Origin of the sequence: Acinetobacter pecorum (assembly GCF_014837015.1) — a bacterium.
Classification (GTDB): domain Bacteria; phylum Pseudomonadota; class Gammaproteobacteria; order Pseudomonadales; family Moraxellaceae; genus Acinetobacter; species Acinetobacter pecorum.
In genome coordinates this window covers 45,666-58,744 of the sequence record NZ_JACSPT010000013.1, presented here as the reverse complement: position 1 = coordinate 58,744, position 13,079 = coordinate 45,666, and the positions used below count along the sequence as shown (strand labels likewise).

16 protein-coding genes and 2 tRNA genes are annotated in these 13,079 nt (G+C 45.1%); 9 read left to right on the top strand and 9 right to left on the bottom strand.

Annotated elements, in window-relative coordinates; translation table 11 throughout:
- From H9629_RS10710 to H9629_RS10700, 3 genes are all read right to left on the bottom strand, one after another.
- A tRNA-Phe gene (locus tag H9629_RS10710) sits at positions 1–73 on the bottom strand.
- Positions 74–210: 137 nt separating this feature from the next.
- Positions 211–286, bottom strand: a tRNA-Phe gene (locus H9629_RS10705).
- Between the two features lie 204 nt (positions 287–490).
- Positions 491–868 (bottom strand): GNAT family N-acetyltransferase, encoded by a 378-nt coding sequence (locus H9629_RS10700; protein ID WP_064095005.1) that lies wholly within the window; start codon positions 866–868, stop codon positions 491–493.
- Between the two features lie 96 nt (positions 869–964).
- Here H9629_RS10700 and hisB point away from each other — a divergent pair, with 96 nt between their 5' ends.
- The 6 genes from hisB (at position 965) to H9629_RS10670 (ending at position 5,709) form a co-directional block, all read left to right on the top strand.
- The gene (hisB, locus tag H9629_RS10695) at positions 965–1,558 is read left to right on the top strand and encodes an imidazoleglycerol-phosphate dehydratase HisB (RefSeq protein ID WP_005095198.1); all 594 of its coding nucleotides are present in this window, start codon (positions 965–967) and stop codon (positions 1,556–1,558) included.
- Positions 1,558–2,175, top strand: a complete 618-nt coding sequence (gene hisH / locus H9629_RS10690; protein WP_191731068.1) for an imidazole glycerol phosphate synthase subunit HisH — start codon at positions 1,558–1,560, stop codon at positions 2,173–2,175. The genes hisB and hisH overlap by 1 nt, the downstream gene beginning before the upstream one ends.
- Positions 2,176–2,342: 167 nt before the next feature.
- The gene (locus H9629_RS10685) at positions 2,343–2,876 is read left to right on the top strand and encodes a DUF805 domain-containing protein (RefSeq protein ID WP_064095007.1); all 534 of its coding nucleotides are present in this window, start codon (positions 2,343–2,345) and stop codon (positions 2,874–2,876) included.
- A gap of 103 nt (positions 2,877–2,979) precedes the next feature.
- On the top strand, positions 2,980–3,639 hold the full coding sequence (locus tag H9629_RS10680; RefSeq protein WP_064095008.1) for a 3'-5' exonuclease: 660 nt from the start codon (positions 2,980–2,982) through the stop codon (positions 3,637–3,639).
- A 340-nt stretch (positions 3,640–3,979) separates the two neighbouring features.
- Positions 3,980–4,714: a 1-(5-phosphoribosyl)-5-[(5-phosphoribosylamino)methylideneamino]imidazole-4-carboxamide isomerase gene (gene hisA / locus H9629_RS10675; RefSeq protein ID WP_004729237.1), complete on the top strand. Its 735-nt coding sequence runs from the start codon at positions 3,980–3,982 to the stop codon at positions 4,712–4,714.
- 65 nt (positions 4,715–4,779) lie between these two features.
- Positions 4,780–5,709: a DMT family transporter gene (locus tag H9629_RS10670; RefSeq protein ID WP_064095009.1), complete on the top strand. Its 930-nt coding sequence runs from the start codon at positions 4,780–4,782 to the stop codon at positions 5,707–5,709.
- Between the two features lie 56 nt (positions 5,710–5,765).
- Here the strand turns inward: H9629_RS10670 and H9629_RS10665 are convergent, their stop codons facing one another.
- The 3 genes from H9629_RS10665 to H9629_RS10655 are packed head-to-tail and all read right to left on the bottom strand — an operon-like array spanning position 5,766 to position 7,784.
- Positions 5,766–6,161 (bottom strand): DUF4870 family protein, encoded by a 396-nt coding sequence (locus H9629_RS10665; protein ID WP_064095010.1) that lies wholly within the window; start codon positions 6,159–6,161, stop codon positions 5,766–5,768.
- A 21-nt stretch (positions 6,162–6,182) separates the two neighbouring features.
- Positions 6,183–6,809, bottom strand: coding sequence for a DUF1294 domain-containing protein (locus tag H9629_RS10660; protein WP_064095011.1), 627 nt, complete (start codon positions 6,807–6,809; stop codon positions 6,183–6,185).
- Between the two features lie 27 nt (positions 6,810–6,836).
- Positions 6,837–7,784, bottom strand: a complete 948-nt coding sequence (locus tag H9629_RS10655) for a homoserine kinase (protein WP_191731067.1) — start codon at positions 7,782–7,784, stop codon at positions 6,837–6,839.
- 113 nt (positions 7,785–7,897) lie between these two features.
- Between H9629_RS10655 and hisF the strand changes: the two genes are divergently transcribed.
- A complete protein-coding gene (hisF, locus tag H9629_RS10650) occupies positions 7,898–8,656 on the top strand; it encodes an imidazole glycerol phosphate synthase subunit HisF (protein WP_064095013.1) in 759 nt (252 codons plus the stop codon).
- Between the two features lie 319 nt (positions 8,657–8,975).
- Here the strand turns inward: hisF and H9629_RS10645 are convergent, their stop codons facing one another.
- Positions 8,976–9,599 carry a sterol desaturase family protein gene (locus tag H9629_RS10645; RefSeq protein WP_064095014.1) on the bottom strand — a complete coding sequence of 208 codons (624 nt, stop codon included), beginning with the start codon at positions 9,597–9,599 and terminating at the stop codon, positions 8,976–8,978.
- A gap of 108 nt (positions 9,600–9,707) precedes the next feature.
- Between H9629_RS10645 and H9629_RS10640 the strand changes: the two genes are divergently transcribed.
- Together H9629_RS10640 and aqpZ are read left to right on the top strand one after the other, a co-directional pair.
- Positions 9,708–10,718, top strand: a complete 1,011-nt coding sequence (locus H9629_RS10640; protein ID WP_064095015.1) for an AraC family transcriptional regulator — start codon at positions 9,708–9,710, stop codon at positions 10,716–10,718.
- A gap of 104 nt (positions 10,719–10,822) precedes the next feature.
- Positions 10,823–11,512: an aquaporin Z gene (gene aqpZ / locus H9629_RS10635; protein WP_064095016.1), complete on the top strand. Its 690-nt coding sequence runs from the start codon at positions 10,823–10,825 to the stop codon at positions 11,510–11,512.
- 98 nt (positions 11,513–11,610) lie between these two features.
- Here aqpZ and H9629_RS10630 read toward each other — a convergent pair whose 3' ends face one another.
- Together H9629_RS10630 and H9629_RS10625 are read right to left on the bottom strand one after the other, a co-directional pair.
- Entirely contained in the window at positions 11,611–11,856 is a 246-nt protein-coding gene (locus tag H9629_RS10630; RefSeq protein ID WP_064095017.1) for a hypothetical protein, read from the bottom strand.
- A gap of 79 nt (positions 11,857–11,935) precedes the next feature.
- Positions 11,936–13,015 (bottom strand): DNA/RNA non-specific endonuclease, encoded by a 1,080-nt coding sequence (locus H9629_RS10625; protein WP_064095018.1) that lies wholly within the window; start codon positions 13,013–13,015, stop codon positions 11,936–11,938.
- Positions 13,016–13,079 lie beyond the last annotated feature (64 nt).

The window sequence follows — 13,079 nt, the reverse complement described above, 5'->3', positions numbered from 1 at the left end:
TGGCGAGACCCAGGATCGAACTGGGGACACACGGATTTTCAATCCGTTGCTCTACCTACTGAGCTATCACGCCGATGCGGTGTATTAAGCCGTATCTGGCTTCATTAGTCAATCAAAATTATGAAAAAAATATTTGAGTGACTGATTTTTGTCCTAAAAAAAATCCCTGATGGGATCAGGGATTGAAAACTTTTAAATCGTTTTAAAATATGGTGGCGAGACCCAGGATCGAACTGGGGACACACGGATTTTCAATCCGTTGCTCTACCTACTGAGCTATCACGCCGATGTCGCGTATTAAACAGTCTCCATTATAAATCGTCAAGAGCGGAGAGAATAATTTTCATCAAATGTTTACTTTTCCATCAACTCCGGTAAATTTGAGTCATAATTCAAACAGTTTTTACCAAAGACCTTAGCAATTAAAACAGATCTAGACGCTTGCTTACATAAAAAAGCAGCCTTAAGGCTGCTTCTGACTGCTCTATCTTTAGATCTTTTCCAGATTGGCCAGACAACGATGAATGGCCCCACAGCCCGGTACAAAATTTTTCACGCCTTTGTCTTCTTCCATGCGACAGACCTCACTCACCAGCCTTTCTGCCACACCCCGACCACGGTTAGCCGGATGCACCACGATATTTTCCAGAATCCGGCTTTCGCCCTGCCCGGTGCACCAGATTGCCCCAATAATTTTGCTATTAAATTCTGCGCTATAAACTGAGGTATACTGTGCAAGGTTTTGCTCTAGTTGTTCCATGGCATCTGACCCGTCGCTAAATTCCGGGCTCGTGTCATACAGTCGCTCAAGCTGGCTGCGCACTTCGTCATTTTCTAAAGAAGTATAAGCATGTACGGTGATAGGCATTGATAAACCCTCCTGAGCAATCTAATATGCGGTGACTTCGTCACGGCGAAAATATTTTCTACATCAATCATTTTGACGTATTTGAGGAACGTGTCTATGACAGATCGTATCAGTGAAGTGGTAAGAAATACCAACGAAACCAAAATTCGAGTTCGTTTGAATCTCGACGGTACTGGTCAAGGCACCTTAAACACGGGTATTCCCTTTTTAGATCATATGATTGATCAAATCAAGCGGCATGGCCTGTTTGATATTGATATTCATTGTGAGGGCGATCTGGAAATTGACGATCATCATACTGTAGAAGACTGCGGTATTACGCTGGGTCAGGCTTTCGCGCAAGCGCTGGGCGATAAAAAAGGCCTGAAACGCTATGGTCATTTCTATGCGCCACTTGATGAATCTTTAAGCCGTGTCGTGGTCGATCTGTCGGGTCGTCCAGGCCTGTTTATGGATATTCCATTTACCCGTGCCATGATCGGCCGTTTTGATGTAGACCTGTTCTCTGAATTCTTCCAGGGCTTTGTGAACCACTCGCTGATGACCGTGCATATCGACAATCTGAAGGGCAAAAACAGCCATCACCAGATCGAAAGCGTATTTAAAGCATTTGCGCGTGCGCTACGTATGGCCTGTGAAGTCGATCCACGTGCTGCCAATACGGTAGCTTCAACCAAAGGTACGCTGTAATGACCCGTATTGCCCTTCTTGATTATGGCATGGGAAATTTGCACTCTGCGGCAAAAGCATTAGAACATGTCGGTGCTACAGTAGATGTGACCAATGATCCAAAACTGATTGCACAAGCAGACAAGATTGTTTTTCCGGGCGTAGGCGCGATGCGTGACTGCATGCAAGGTATGCACGAAGCCGGGATTGATGAAGTGGTACGCAGCGCCGTATTTAACAAGCCGGTACTGGCCATTTGTGTGGGTATGCAAGCCTTGATGCAACATTCTGAAGAGAATGGTGGTACCGATGCACTGGGTATTTTCGAAGGTGCGGTTAAGCATTTTCCGGAAATGGCGGGCTTAAAAGTGCCACATATGGGCTGGAACCAGGTGCATCAGGCCGATCCTGATCATCCGATGTGGAACAATATCGAACAGGACGCGCGTTTTTACTTTGTGCACAGTTACTATGTAGAACCACAAGATTCAGACCTGGTGGCAGCGACTTGTACCTATGGCATTGAGTTCTGTACCGCAATTCATAAAGAAAACCTGTTTGCGACCCAGTTCCATCCGGAAAAGAGCCATACCGCCGGTTTACAGTTATTGAAAAACTTTGTGGATTGGAAGATCTAATCTCAGGATTTTTAAAGTTTCTAAAAAGCTCGCATCTGCGGGCTTTTTTTATTCATTTAGATTAGTTCACTGCCAGAATTCTGACTATTTTTTAGTCATTAAAATTGTTATTATTTTGAAGTAACTCATTATATTTAAAAATAATTAAATTCAGGGGAAATACAATAATGAATCCACACTATCCAAGCAATGGATCAGCTTTAAGCCCAAATGGTCGTTTTGGCCGCTTGTCTTATCTCGGCTGGAACATGCTAATGACCTTTTCGCTCCTGATCATCATTGGGATGATTGCAGCTTTTTCACCTGGCCTATTTATGGATAGCTCTACTCTGGCAGGCTCATCCATGGTTGCAACTGTTCTCATCGGACTCGCTTACTTGGTCATGCTGTATTTTAGTTTTGTTTTTACTATTCGCCGTCTACATGACCGTAATCACACAGGATGGTTATCCTTACTTATCCTCATTCCGCTGGTCAATCTGATTTTTATCCTTTACTTAATTTTTGCCAAAGGGGATGACCGTCCCAACCAATATGGCCCTCGACGCAGCACCCGAACATGGGAAAAGGTTTTAGGCTGGCTCTATTTTTTAATTTTCCCTTTAGCTATTCTGGCTGCGATTGCGCTTCCGGCATATCAAGACTATGTGGCTCAGGCTCAACAGGCGCAGATGGAACAGAGTAGCTATCACACTGACTAATCCTTGTTAAATTTTGCATAAAGCCCATTCTTCATGGGCTTTATTTTTGCCTAGAACAACAAAAGTGATTAAGCTGAACGCATTCATTTCATGATTGAAGCTTATGCAACAGCTGCTGGATACTTTACCAAGCAAGGAACAAATTCAGACTTTTCCTGTATTTAAAAATCTTCCGATGCAACAGATTCAGGTGATTAATCGTCTGGAACAATGTCATGCCCTTGAACAGGAGCTAAAAAGCTGTGCAGTCCTGGGTTTCGATTCTGAATCCAAGCCCACCTTTAAAGTCGGTGAAGTCTCCACTGGGCCACATCTGATTCAGCTAGCTACTTTAGATAAAGCCTATTTATTTCAAATGAATGATTCGATCTGGGATTTTCTTAAACCGATCTTTGCCAGTCGAGACCAGATCAAGGTTGGTTTTGGCCTGAAAAATGATGCGCACCTGTTCCGTAAAAAAGGCATTGAACTCAACAGCGTGGTCGAACTGTCCAAATGTTTTAAAGCTTTTGGCTTCAATAATCCGGTCGGATTAAAAAATGCCATGGCTTTGCTATTTCAAGTAAATTTTCCTAAATCCAAACGGATTAGTACCTCGAACTGGGCCAGCAAGAAGCTCAGCCCGGCACAAATTGATTATGCAGCAGCAGATGCCTATGCGCCCATGCTGGTATTTGAAGAATTGTTGCGGCGGGGCCTTTTACCCAAAGAGATTCCCAATACGTCACTGAAATTGAGAATCCGCCCCTCATCGACGGCTTAAGCACTTGAGCCACGTATTGCGTCTGGCATGACAAGGATGACTTCGATATTGCTTGATATACGAATGAAAGCTAGGATGAGCAAGGTCGGAAACGGAGTTTCAACAGCAATGTCTTTTTACCATTTTGACTGATGCTCAGTTCGATACGCGACCTACTATAAAGATCTGATCTCCATTCACTCGCAGACTCATTAATGCCATTAAAATAAATTACCTAACTCCTACCTGTCTGTGTACAGGTTTTCTTTATTCATACCGTTTAAGAGTTAGAAATTTCGACTTTATTTGCTAAGATGAAGCCACTGAAATTCATTCTAAAGATTGAGCAAGGAGCGAAAGCATGCTGATCATTCCTGCAATTGACCTGAAAGATGGCAAATGTGTCCGTTTAAAACAAGGTCGTATGGAAGACGATACCGTATTTTCAGACGATCCGGTCGCAACAGCACAGCATTGGGTAAATGAAGGCGCTCGCCGCTTGCATCTGGTAGATTTAAACGGTGCTTTCGCAGGTACGCCAATCCATAAGCCAGTGGTTGAAGCCATTGTCAAATCCCAGCCTGACTTGCCGATCCAGATTGGTGGTGGTATCCGTTCTCTGGAAACCATCGAGCATTATCTGCAAGCTGGTGTTTCTTTTGTGATTATTGGCACCAAAGCAGTTCAGGACCCTGAATTTGTTGAAGAAGCCTGTCAAAAGTTTGCTGGCCACATTATTGTGGGTATTGATGCCATGAATGGCATGGTGGCAACAGATGGCTGGGCCAATGTGACTGATGTTAAAGCCACTGACCTGGCGAAACGTTTTGCCGATGCTGGCGTATCGAGCATTGTCTATACGGATATCGCGCGTGATGGCATGATGCAGGGTGTAAACATTGAACAGACCGTAAACCTGGCACAATATTCAGGCCTGCCTGTGATTGCTTCAGGTGGCGTGACCAATCTGGATGACGTACGTAACCTGAAAGACCAACCGGGTATTTTAGGCGCAATTACCGGTCGTGCAATTTACGAAGGTACCTTAAGTTTACGTGAAGCACAGTTATTGCTAGATGAGCAACAAGCGCTATAATTAAGCCTGCTGTAAAAGAGGTCTTCGGACCTCTTTTTTATTTTTTATTTTTCTGATCTCCTCGCATGTCTACACTTATTTCCAAAAATCACTCCGGCTGGATGGTGAAAGCGCCGCAACTCGCTCTGATCCTGATCACCATTATCTGGGGAGGCAGTTTTATTACTGTGCAATACGGGCTGAATTTTAGCAGTCCGATGATATTTGTCGGTCTGCGCTTTGCTGCAGCAGCGCTTGCCGTCACCCTGATTTCACTGAAGTCGCTAAAAGGCATGAACCTGAAAGAGGCGTTCGCCGGCGCGGTGATTGGATTTATGATTTCCATTGGTTATGGCACCCAAACAGTGGGTTTACAGACCATTAGCAGCAGTGAATCGGCTTTTTTAACCGCCTTGTATGTGCCGCTGGTCCCGATCCTGCTCTGGCTATTGTTTGCTAAAAAACCACAGGTGATGACCTGGATCGGAGCGCTGTTTGCCTTTACCGGTCTGGTATTTTTGACAGGCAATGGCTTTGCTGCAATTCAGCTCAGTTTCGGGCAAACCCTGACGTTGCTTGGTTCGATTGCAATTGCACTGGAGATTATTTTCATCAGCCATTTTGCTGAACGGGTCAATGTACGCCGGGTTACAGTGCTGCAACTGATTTTTGCATCATTGTTCTGTTTTATGATCGCACCCGTTTTAGGTGAATCTCAGCTACCCGAATTTCACTGGCATCTGGCAGGAATTTTAGTCGGTTTAGGTATTGCCAGTGCCTTGATTCAACTGGTGATGAACTGGGCGCAGCGCATGGTCAATCCTTCGCAGGCAGCGATTATCTATGCCGGCGAACCGGTATGGGCAGCCCTGTTTGGTCGTCTGGCCGGAGAACGTCTACCTGCGCTCGCGCTAGTCGGTGGATTGATGGTGGTGCTTGGCGTGATTGTCAGTGAATGGAAACCAAAGTTTTTAAGAAAAGAACCAACAGAAGAATTAAAGCAAGATCTTTCTTAATTCCACTAAATCCCCCTTAAAAGGGGGATTTTTTCTCTGGGGAAATACGGCTAAAATTATTTGTTATACATCGGCTTGTTGTCATTTAAACGCATGATACCGCGGATCGCCCGATAGACAATCCAGATCCAGGAAACAAAAATGACAATCAAACAGAAAGCGGAAGCACCAAAGGTTACGCCGGCAAATAGATCGGGATCTTCATGAGTAAAGAACAGGAACAGGAAGGGAACAAAAGCAATAATATTCCAGAACAGATACCACCAGAAACTGCGGATCTGCCAGGTAAAGTGGCTTTCAAAGATGGAACCACGTACATCGCGCCGTTTTACATAGTTAATGATGAGGGCTACGACAGCCAGCAGGCCAGCACTAAAAATGGCCACAATATATAAAATGTATAATGCAAAAGTCAGTGTGCGGTTTGGGTCTTTATCAATGGAATAGTTCACATCCCCTCCTCGTATTTTCCCCTAGATATTTAAGCTATTGAATGGGGAAATCAGCCATAGAATCAAAATGATGTTAAAGCCTATGGTACAAAAATATATCTGCCGGAACGGTTGTTTTTGTGTTTTATGGCGTAATTTCTGCTGTGCCAGCCAGGCTGCCGGCCAGCCGCCCAAGAAGGCCACCAGATGCAGGGTATTTTCCGGAATACGGCGATTACCCAGCTGTCCTGCTTCCTTGTCTTGTGCGTAGAGCCAGTAGCTCAGTGCATTCATCAGGCTGACCAGCAATAAGACCAATCCATTCAGTAAACCCGCCAGCGTCAGAACGACCAGAAACAGAAGATAACCCACACAGGCAATTTGCATGGGTTGTAATTTCTGTGTCTGCTGCGGCTTGGACGGCTTGAGTTTGGCTTGCAGACCTTTGCTTTGCGATGCTTTGAGGTACATCACCTGCTGCGCGCGATAACGTCCACGTTCATCTAGAACGACCAGATAATCCAGCGCACAGCCCACGATTGGACGTGGGCCAGGCTTGGCAAAATCCTTGATATGCAGAAATACGCGATCTTTGGCGGGGTCACTGGGCTGAATGAAACCATAGCCCTGTTCATCAAACCATTCCACTAAGCGTCCCTGATCGCGCATATCCCCTATCCTTTTTAATCTGATTGTTTAAGCAGTGACGAATTTTAAGCGTTCAATCAGCATATTACGCATTTCGTCCGGATTTTTTTGCAAAATATCTTCGCCATTCCGACCCAGTGCTGCATTACGCTGTGCCACCTGCAGGCGCATCATCCAGAAACGCCCAGCCGCCATGGCCAGATAAAGTTCCAGACAGGATTTTTCATCCTCAGTTAAGGGACGAACGGTTTCATACGCTTTTAAAAAGGCATTGCCCTTTTCTTTATTAAGGACCACGTCAGGATATTCAGTACAGAAATCATTTAACGTAATCGCGATGTCAAACAGGAATTCATCTTGATTCAACTCATAAAAATCCAGAATACCATTCAGCTGATCGCCTTCAAATAAAGTATTGTCACGGAACAGATCTGAATGAATAAAACCGCGTGGACGGTCCGGATATACCGCCGTTAAAGCCTCATATAAACCTAACAGTTTACCCAGCAAGACTTTATCTGCCGGACTCAAGCTTGGTTTGATCTCTTGAGACACTGCCAGCCAATATGCATGATCACGTACGAAATTACGTTGCAGTTTAAAGTCTTGTAACGCCACGTGCATTTTCGCCTGAGCCACTGCAATCGCTTCAACTTGTCCGATGGTAGATGGCATCGGATGTTCACCCATCAGGCGCGGTGCAATTTGTGCCGGTTTATCTTTAATACTGTGAATCGCTTTGCCTGAATGCGATAAAGGCACCGGAACAGCCAACCCAGCCTGCCCCAGATGTTCCAGAACCGGAACCAGTTCGCCTGCTGCCTGTTCATCCATATCTTCAAATACGGTCAGCACATATTGCTGGTCTTCGCAGACTAAAAAATAGTTGGTATTTTGAATACCGCCTTGAATGGGAATCAGATCAATCGCCTTTAAACCATAAGGCGCTGCAAAATCCTGAACTTCCTTTAAAGTCAAAGTGGTATAAACCGACATAGAAAACCTGCGAAAAAACTTACATAATTTTGCTAGAATACCGTTTCCATCTGCCAAGGTGTAGCGCTTGCGTGGGTGAGTTTCATAATCGGCTGTAATAATTGGAAAAATTTATGCTAGCTAAACGTATTATTCCTTGTCTGGACGTGGATAACGGCCGCGTGGTCAAGGGTGTCCAGTTCCTTGATATTCGTGATGCGGGCGACCCGGTCGAAGTGGCGCGCCGATATAATGAACAAGGTGCCGATGAAATTACATTCCTTGATATTACCGCTACACATCATGGACGCGACACGACTTACCGTACCGTGGAACGTATGGCCGAATCTGTATTCGTGCCTCTGACTGTCGGGGGTGGTGTCCGTAAAGTCGAAGATATCCGTTTATTGCTCAATGCCGGCGCAGATAAAGTCAGCATTAACTCGGCAGCCATTTATAATCCCGAGTTTGTGCAGGAAGCCTCTCAACGCTTTGGCGCACAATGTATCGTTGTGGCGATCGATGCCAAAAAAACCGGTGACCATAAATGGGAAATTTTCACCCACGGTGGCCGTAAGGAAACCGGGATTGATGCGATTGAATGGGCGGTGAAAATGACCAGTTACGGCGCTGGCGAATTGCTGATTACCTCGATGGATGCTGATGGCACCAAAGCCGGTTATGATATTGCCCTGATGCGTGCCATCAATGACTGCGTCACGGTTCCTACTATTGCTTCTGGTGGTGTAGGTAATTTACAGCATTTGGCAGACGGCATTATTCATGGTGGTGCCGATGCGGTACTGGCCGCTTCAATTTTCCATTTTGGCCAGCATACCATTCCGGAAGCCAAAGCCTATATGGCAGCCCAAGGGATTGAAATGCGTCTTTAAGACATTTCAGATGATGATTTGATTAAAGAGTGTTTTTATAAACACTCTTTTTTTTATGCGTGGACTCAAGCAGACAGACGAATACAAGACAAAAAAAAGGAGTCTTACGACTCCTTATAAAACCAAGATAAGACTACAGCACTTGGTATTCAAAATAACTCATTACACCCAGAAACATATCAGTAGGAGGCTTTTGCTCACCGACATGAGCAAATATAAGTGAAATCAGCTCTACAATATTGACACTACAATTGCCTTTTATTGACAAATCACGACAATGGCCAGTTTTAGTCTGCCGACTCTGTATTTAGCTGCTTTATTACCGTATTTTTGTAGTCTTTTGCAGCATTTTATTAGAGGCATCAGCCCATTTAACCGGAAAATATTGCTCTGCCCAGCTGTTCAGTTTTTTCGAGATCGGTGCAGGTAAAATCAAACCCAAAGGGTTCTGCTCCTGCAAATCTGCCGAGGAAATCACCCGGGTACCGAACAGATAGTCAAACCAGGGCTTGGTGACACACCAGTTGGCATCCTGATTGCTATTCATATGATGATCATAATGCCAGGGCAATTTCTTTTTGGCCCATTCCGGTTCCAGATGAGCCCGGCGATGTAAATAATAATAGTTGCCTGCACTATATAGGGCGGCCAGTGTCATGCCTTTGGAAAAAGGATAAAAACTGAGTCCAAAAACGGTTGCGACCACTGCAAGTGAAGCTATTTCATTACGGGTACGCCAGTTATCCAGTCCTTCTACATAACCGAAATCAGAAAATTCCGTTTTGCGCACAACCCGGTGATGTTCCCAATGGGAGCGCATACTTTCCGGCACCGGACTATAGCGGCTCTGTCCCGGCCGGTGAACACCATGCAATACATACTTATGCGCAAACCATTCAAACCCATTTGCAACGACGAGTCCTACCAGAAAACCTTTCCACATGATCTTTTACCTCTTGGTCTATTTTGAATATAGGCTAAATAAAGGACTAGATATTGACCAAAATATTCAATATGATTGACAAAATACGACAAAATAAAAGAATTAAAAATGCTGGTTCTAAAAGACTACGTAGGCTCGGTATACGGGGGTTTAGGACATTTGCTTTTGGACTATTATCAGTTGAAACAGCTTGAGGTCCCTAAGAAATTATTGGCCATTCAAAACCTCGAATGCTTCGATTTCGTCCTGTGGCGTGAGCTGTTAACAACACTTGATCAACAGCTGCAACGACCTGCTCTGGGTCTGGAAATAGCCCAACTGGTAGAAGTCAAACATCTCGGGATCATTGGCTATCTGACCCTCTCAAGTGAAACCTTGGGGGAGGCGTTCATGCGCTATCATGATTATCATCGCCTGATCTATGATGGCGGTCCACTCCAGCTGCAGTGGGAAGGTGATTATGTGTCGATTGGCTGGGCCGAAGTCCCTTTTAATTTGAATACCCAATTGACCGATGAAATCGCCATTGCACTGATGACCGAGTTCATTAAGACCATTGTTCAGGATCCGCGTGGTGTACAGTTATATGAAGTACATTTTCAGCATCCAATGCCCAAAAAAATTTCCCTTTATGAACAGCATTTCCGCTGTAAGGTCCGTTTTTCCCAAGCTAAAAATCAGGTATTGGTACATGTAAGTGAACTTTCCATGCCACTGAAACAGGGCGACCAGACCTTGCAGAAACTGTTGATGCAACAGGCCAACGCACTGTTAGAAAAATTCCCGCACTCCACCCTGATTGATCAGCAACTGCAACAGGCGATTCTGATTGGCCTGCAAAAAAACCTGTTCCAGATTGAGCATATTGCCGAGCAGATGAATTTTTCAGTGCGTCAGTTACAGCGCCATTTGCAGAAACAGGGCAAAACCTACCAGCAACGGATGCAGGAAATCCGCTGCATGATGGCCATGCAATACCTGAAAGATCCACACTTGAGCTTGCAAGAAACCGCAATGTTACTCGGTTATTCTGAACAGAGTGCCTTTCAGCGGGCATTCAAGCAGTGGACCAAGCTGACGCCACAACAATGGCGATTAGAAAGCATCTCAATGTCGTGAACCCTGACAGGCACGAATAAAGACAGCAGCAATCTGCTCTCCCTATTGCAGCTTACTGATATAAAATTTAAAAAAAGCAAATAAAAACAATAAAGGAATACACTATGGATAAATATATTGCAGAATTGATCGGTACGTTCTGGCTGGTCTTCGGTGGTTGCGGCAGCGCGATATTAGCAGCGGCTTTTCCGGAACTGGGAATTGGTTTCGCTGGCGTCGCCTTGGCATTTGGTTTAACCGTACTCACCGGGGCTTATGCCCTCGGTCATATCTCGGGAGCACACTTTAATCCTGCGATCAGTGTGGGCTTATGGGCAGGTGGACGTTTTGAAGCTAAACAGCTGCTTCCCTATATCGTCTCACAGGTGATTGGTGCAATTCTGGCCGCCTGGTTACTGTATGTGATTGTACAAGGTCAGCTAGGATTTACCGGTACCGGTGCTTTTGCCAGCAATGGTTTTGCTGAACTCTCGCCCGCCCATTATTCTATGGGGTCGGCATTAATCATCGAGATTATACTGACTGCAATCTTTCTGATTGTAATTATGGGAGTTACTGATCGTCGTGCACCTGTTGGCTTTGCGCCAATTGCCATCGGTCTTGCCCTGACCCTGATTCACCTTATCAGTATTCCCGTGACCAATACTTCGGTCAATCCTGCGCGTAGTACAGGTGTAGCACTTTTTGCACAGACTGCAGCATTGAGTCAATTGTGGTTATTCTGGGTTGCCCCGATAGTTGGCGGCATTATTGGCGCATTGATTTACAAGACCCTGCTGGAAAAGAAAAACTAGTGCTTGCAGGGATAGAGATATAAAAATCTCTATCTAATTTATAAGTTCATTTTCTGCATGTTTCCCTTAGAACGTGCAGAAAAACAGAGCTGCACGTTTTATAAAAATGGATTTTCAATTTCATCCAGGTCATTACGCTGAATTTTTTCTGGCAGGTCAGGTGTGTTCTCGAGCTGCTGCACGACATCATCGATAAAAGCCTGCAAGGCTTTGGCCACTTTCAGCCCCTGCTGATCCTTGGTGATCTGCAAGTTACCATACAGGCTGACGCAGTCCAGATCATTTTCCAAAGTCAGATCATGAATGGCATGGGATTCGTTGCCATTTTCAAATGCTTTAAACATATCCTTTTCACCTGTCTTTGTTATTTTCTAATCAAGCTGTGATATCGATGCTACCTGAATTCCGGTTTTTTCAGCAAACTTATTTCAACAGCTGCAAAATATATTGCAATAAGGCATCAATCAGCTGTTTCACGATAGTATCTTGCGTTGCGCTATCCATCGCACTGCCAGCTGCAGGTGAGGTCGAGCCGCTTGAGGCAAATTTGAACTGGCGTTGCAGCGCCTGCAGGTTTTCTTTGGAAACGTCTTCGGCACACTGGCTTTCCGCATCCCAGTTCGAATATTCAATTTTCTGGTTGGCTTTTACTGCCTTGGCTGTCAATGGCAGGCGATAAGTATTGCGCTTCTGCTCTTCAGTGAGCTGCGGGAACAGGTTAATTCCCAACTGTTCTTCCAGATAACAGACACTGACTATACGTACTTTGAGTGAATTATCATTCGGAGCATAGTAGGCACCAATGGCACCGGTTTTCGGCATATAAACTGCTTTATAGACCGCAGTCGGCACGATTACACCATTGCCGATGGTTTTGAGTTTTTTCCCTGCAAATACCGGACCGGTGATGACATAGACATCCTGCTTTTGCTTGGTCACAATCGCACGGGTAGCCTCTTCCAGCTCACGCCAGACCTGCTGATTGTTCTTGGGCGCCTGCGGCACCATATTGGCCAAGGAAAAACTGTCAAACTGTGCCGCTTTAGTCGGCATGTCAGCATTGGGTGCCATATGCCCCCGGTCATAGCCCGACCCGCGATAATCCGCCAATGTGGCACGATGTTTCGCACTAACCCGCTCTTCTTCATGAAAACTGTCTTCACGAGGAATTTTCTTGCTTAAGCGTGCAGGCGTTAAAGCTTCTGCCACCCAGAGCGGGGTCTTGGATACTCCGGAATACTCTACATTAAAGCCATTAAAACACAGTGAATAACTGTCTTTTTTCAGGCTCTCTCTCATCAGGTAAGGGGGTACATCACGGTAAAACTGGTTCAGGCAGGCAGAATCGGTAGAGGATGACAGTGATACCCATTGACTGATTTTTTCTTGACCAAAAGCGATGGCGAAGCTGCTCGAAGCCACTACACCCAGAATGACTTTAATACTATTATCATTTAAAAACTGAAAAAATGAATTTTTGGATTTACGCTGCTTCTTGGCCATTCTTACACGTACTTTTTAGATCAACACCGACTTTAATTGAGCTTAACAAGCTGTATAAGCGAAG

Coding starts and splice junctions, on each gene's coding strand:
- H9629_RS10700 (WP_064095005.1), bottom strand. CDS start 868: ATGCCTATCACCGTACATGCTTATACTTCTTTAGAAAATGACGAAGTG.
- hisB (WP_005095198.1), top strand. CDS start 965: ATGACAGATCGTATCAGTGAAGTGGTAAGAAATACCAACGAAACCAAA.
- hisH (WP_191731068.1), top strand. CDS start 1,558: ATGACCCGTATTGCCCTTCTTGATTATGGCATGGGAAATTTGCACTCT.
- H9629_RS10685 (WP_064095007.1), top strand. CDS start 2,343: ATGAATCCACACTATCCAAGCAATGGATCAGCTTTAAGCCCAAATGGT.
- H9629_RS10680 (WP_064095008.1), top strand. CDS start 2,980: ATGCAACAGCTGCTGGATACTTTACCAAGCAAGGAACAAATTCAGACT.
- hisA (WP_004729237.1), top strand. CDS start 3,980: ATGCTGATCATTCCTGCAATTGACCTGAAAGATGGCAAATGTGTCCGT.
- H9629_RS10670 (WP_064095009.1), top strand. CDS start 4,780: ATGTCTACACTTATTTCCAAAAATCACTCCGGCTGGATGGTGAAAGCG.
- H9629_RS10660 (WP_064095011.1), bottom strand. CDS start 6,809: ATGCGCGATCAGGGACGCTTAGTGGAATGGTTTGATGAACAGGGCTAT.
- H9629_RS10655 (WP_191731067.1), bottom strand. CDS start 7,784: ATGTCGGTTTATACCACTTTGACTTTAAAGGAAGTTCAGGATTTTGCA.
- hisF (WP_064095013.1), top strand. CDS start 7,898: ATGCTAGCTAAACGTATTATTCCTTGTCTGGACGTGGATAACGGCCGC.
- H9629_RS10645 (WP_064095014.1), bottom strand. CDS start 9,599: ATGTGGAAAGGTTTTCTGGTAGGACTCGTCGTTGCAAATGGGTTTGAA.
- H9629_RS10640 (WP_064095015.1), top strand. CDS start 9,708: ATGCTGGTTCTAAAAGACTACGTAGGCTCGGTATACGGGGGTTTAGGA.
- aqpZ (WP_064095016.1), top strand. CDS start 10,823: ATGGATAAATATATTGCAGAATTGATCGGTACGTTCTGGCTGGTCTTC.
- H9629_RS10630 (WP_064095017.1), bottom strand. CDS start 11,856: ATGTTTAAAGCATTTGAAAATGGCAACGAATCCCATGCCATTCATGAT.
- H9629_RS10625 (WP_064095018.1), bottom strand. CDS start 13,015: ATGGCCAAGAAGCAGCGTAAATCCAAAAATTCATTTTTTCAGTTTTTA.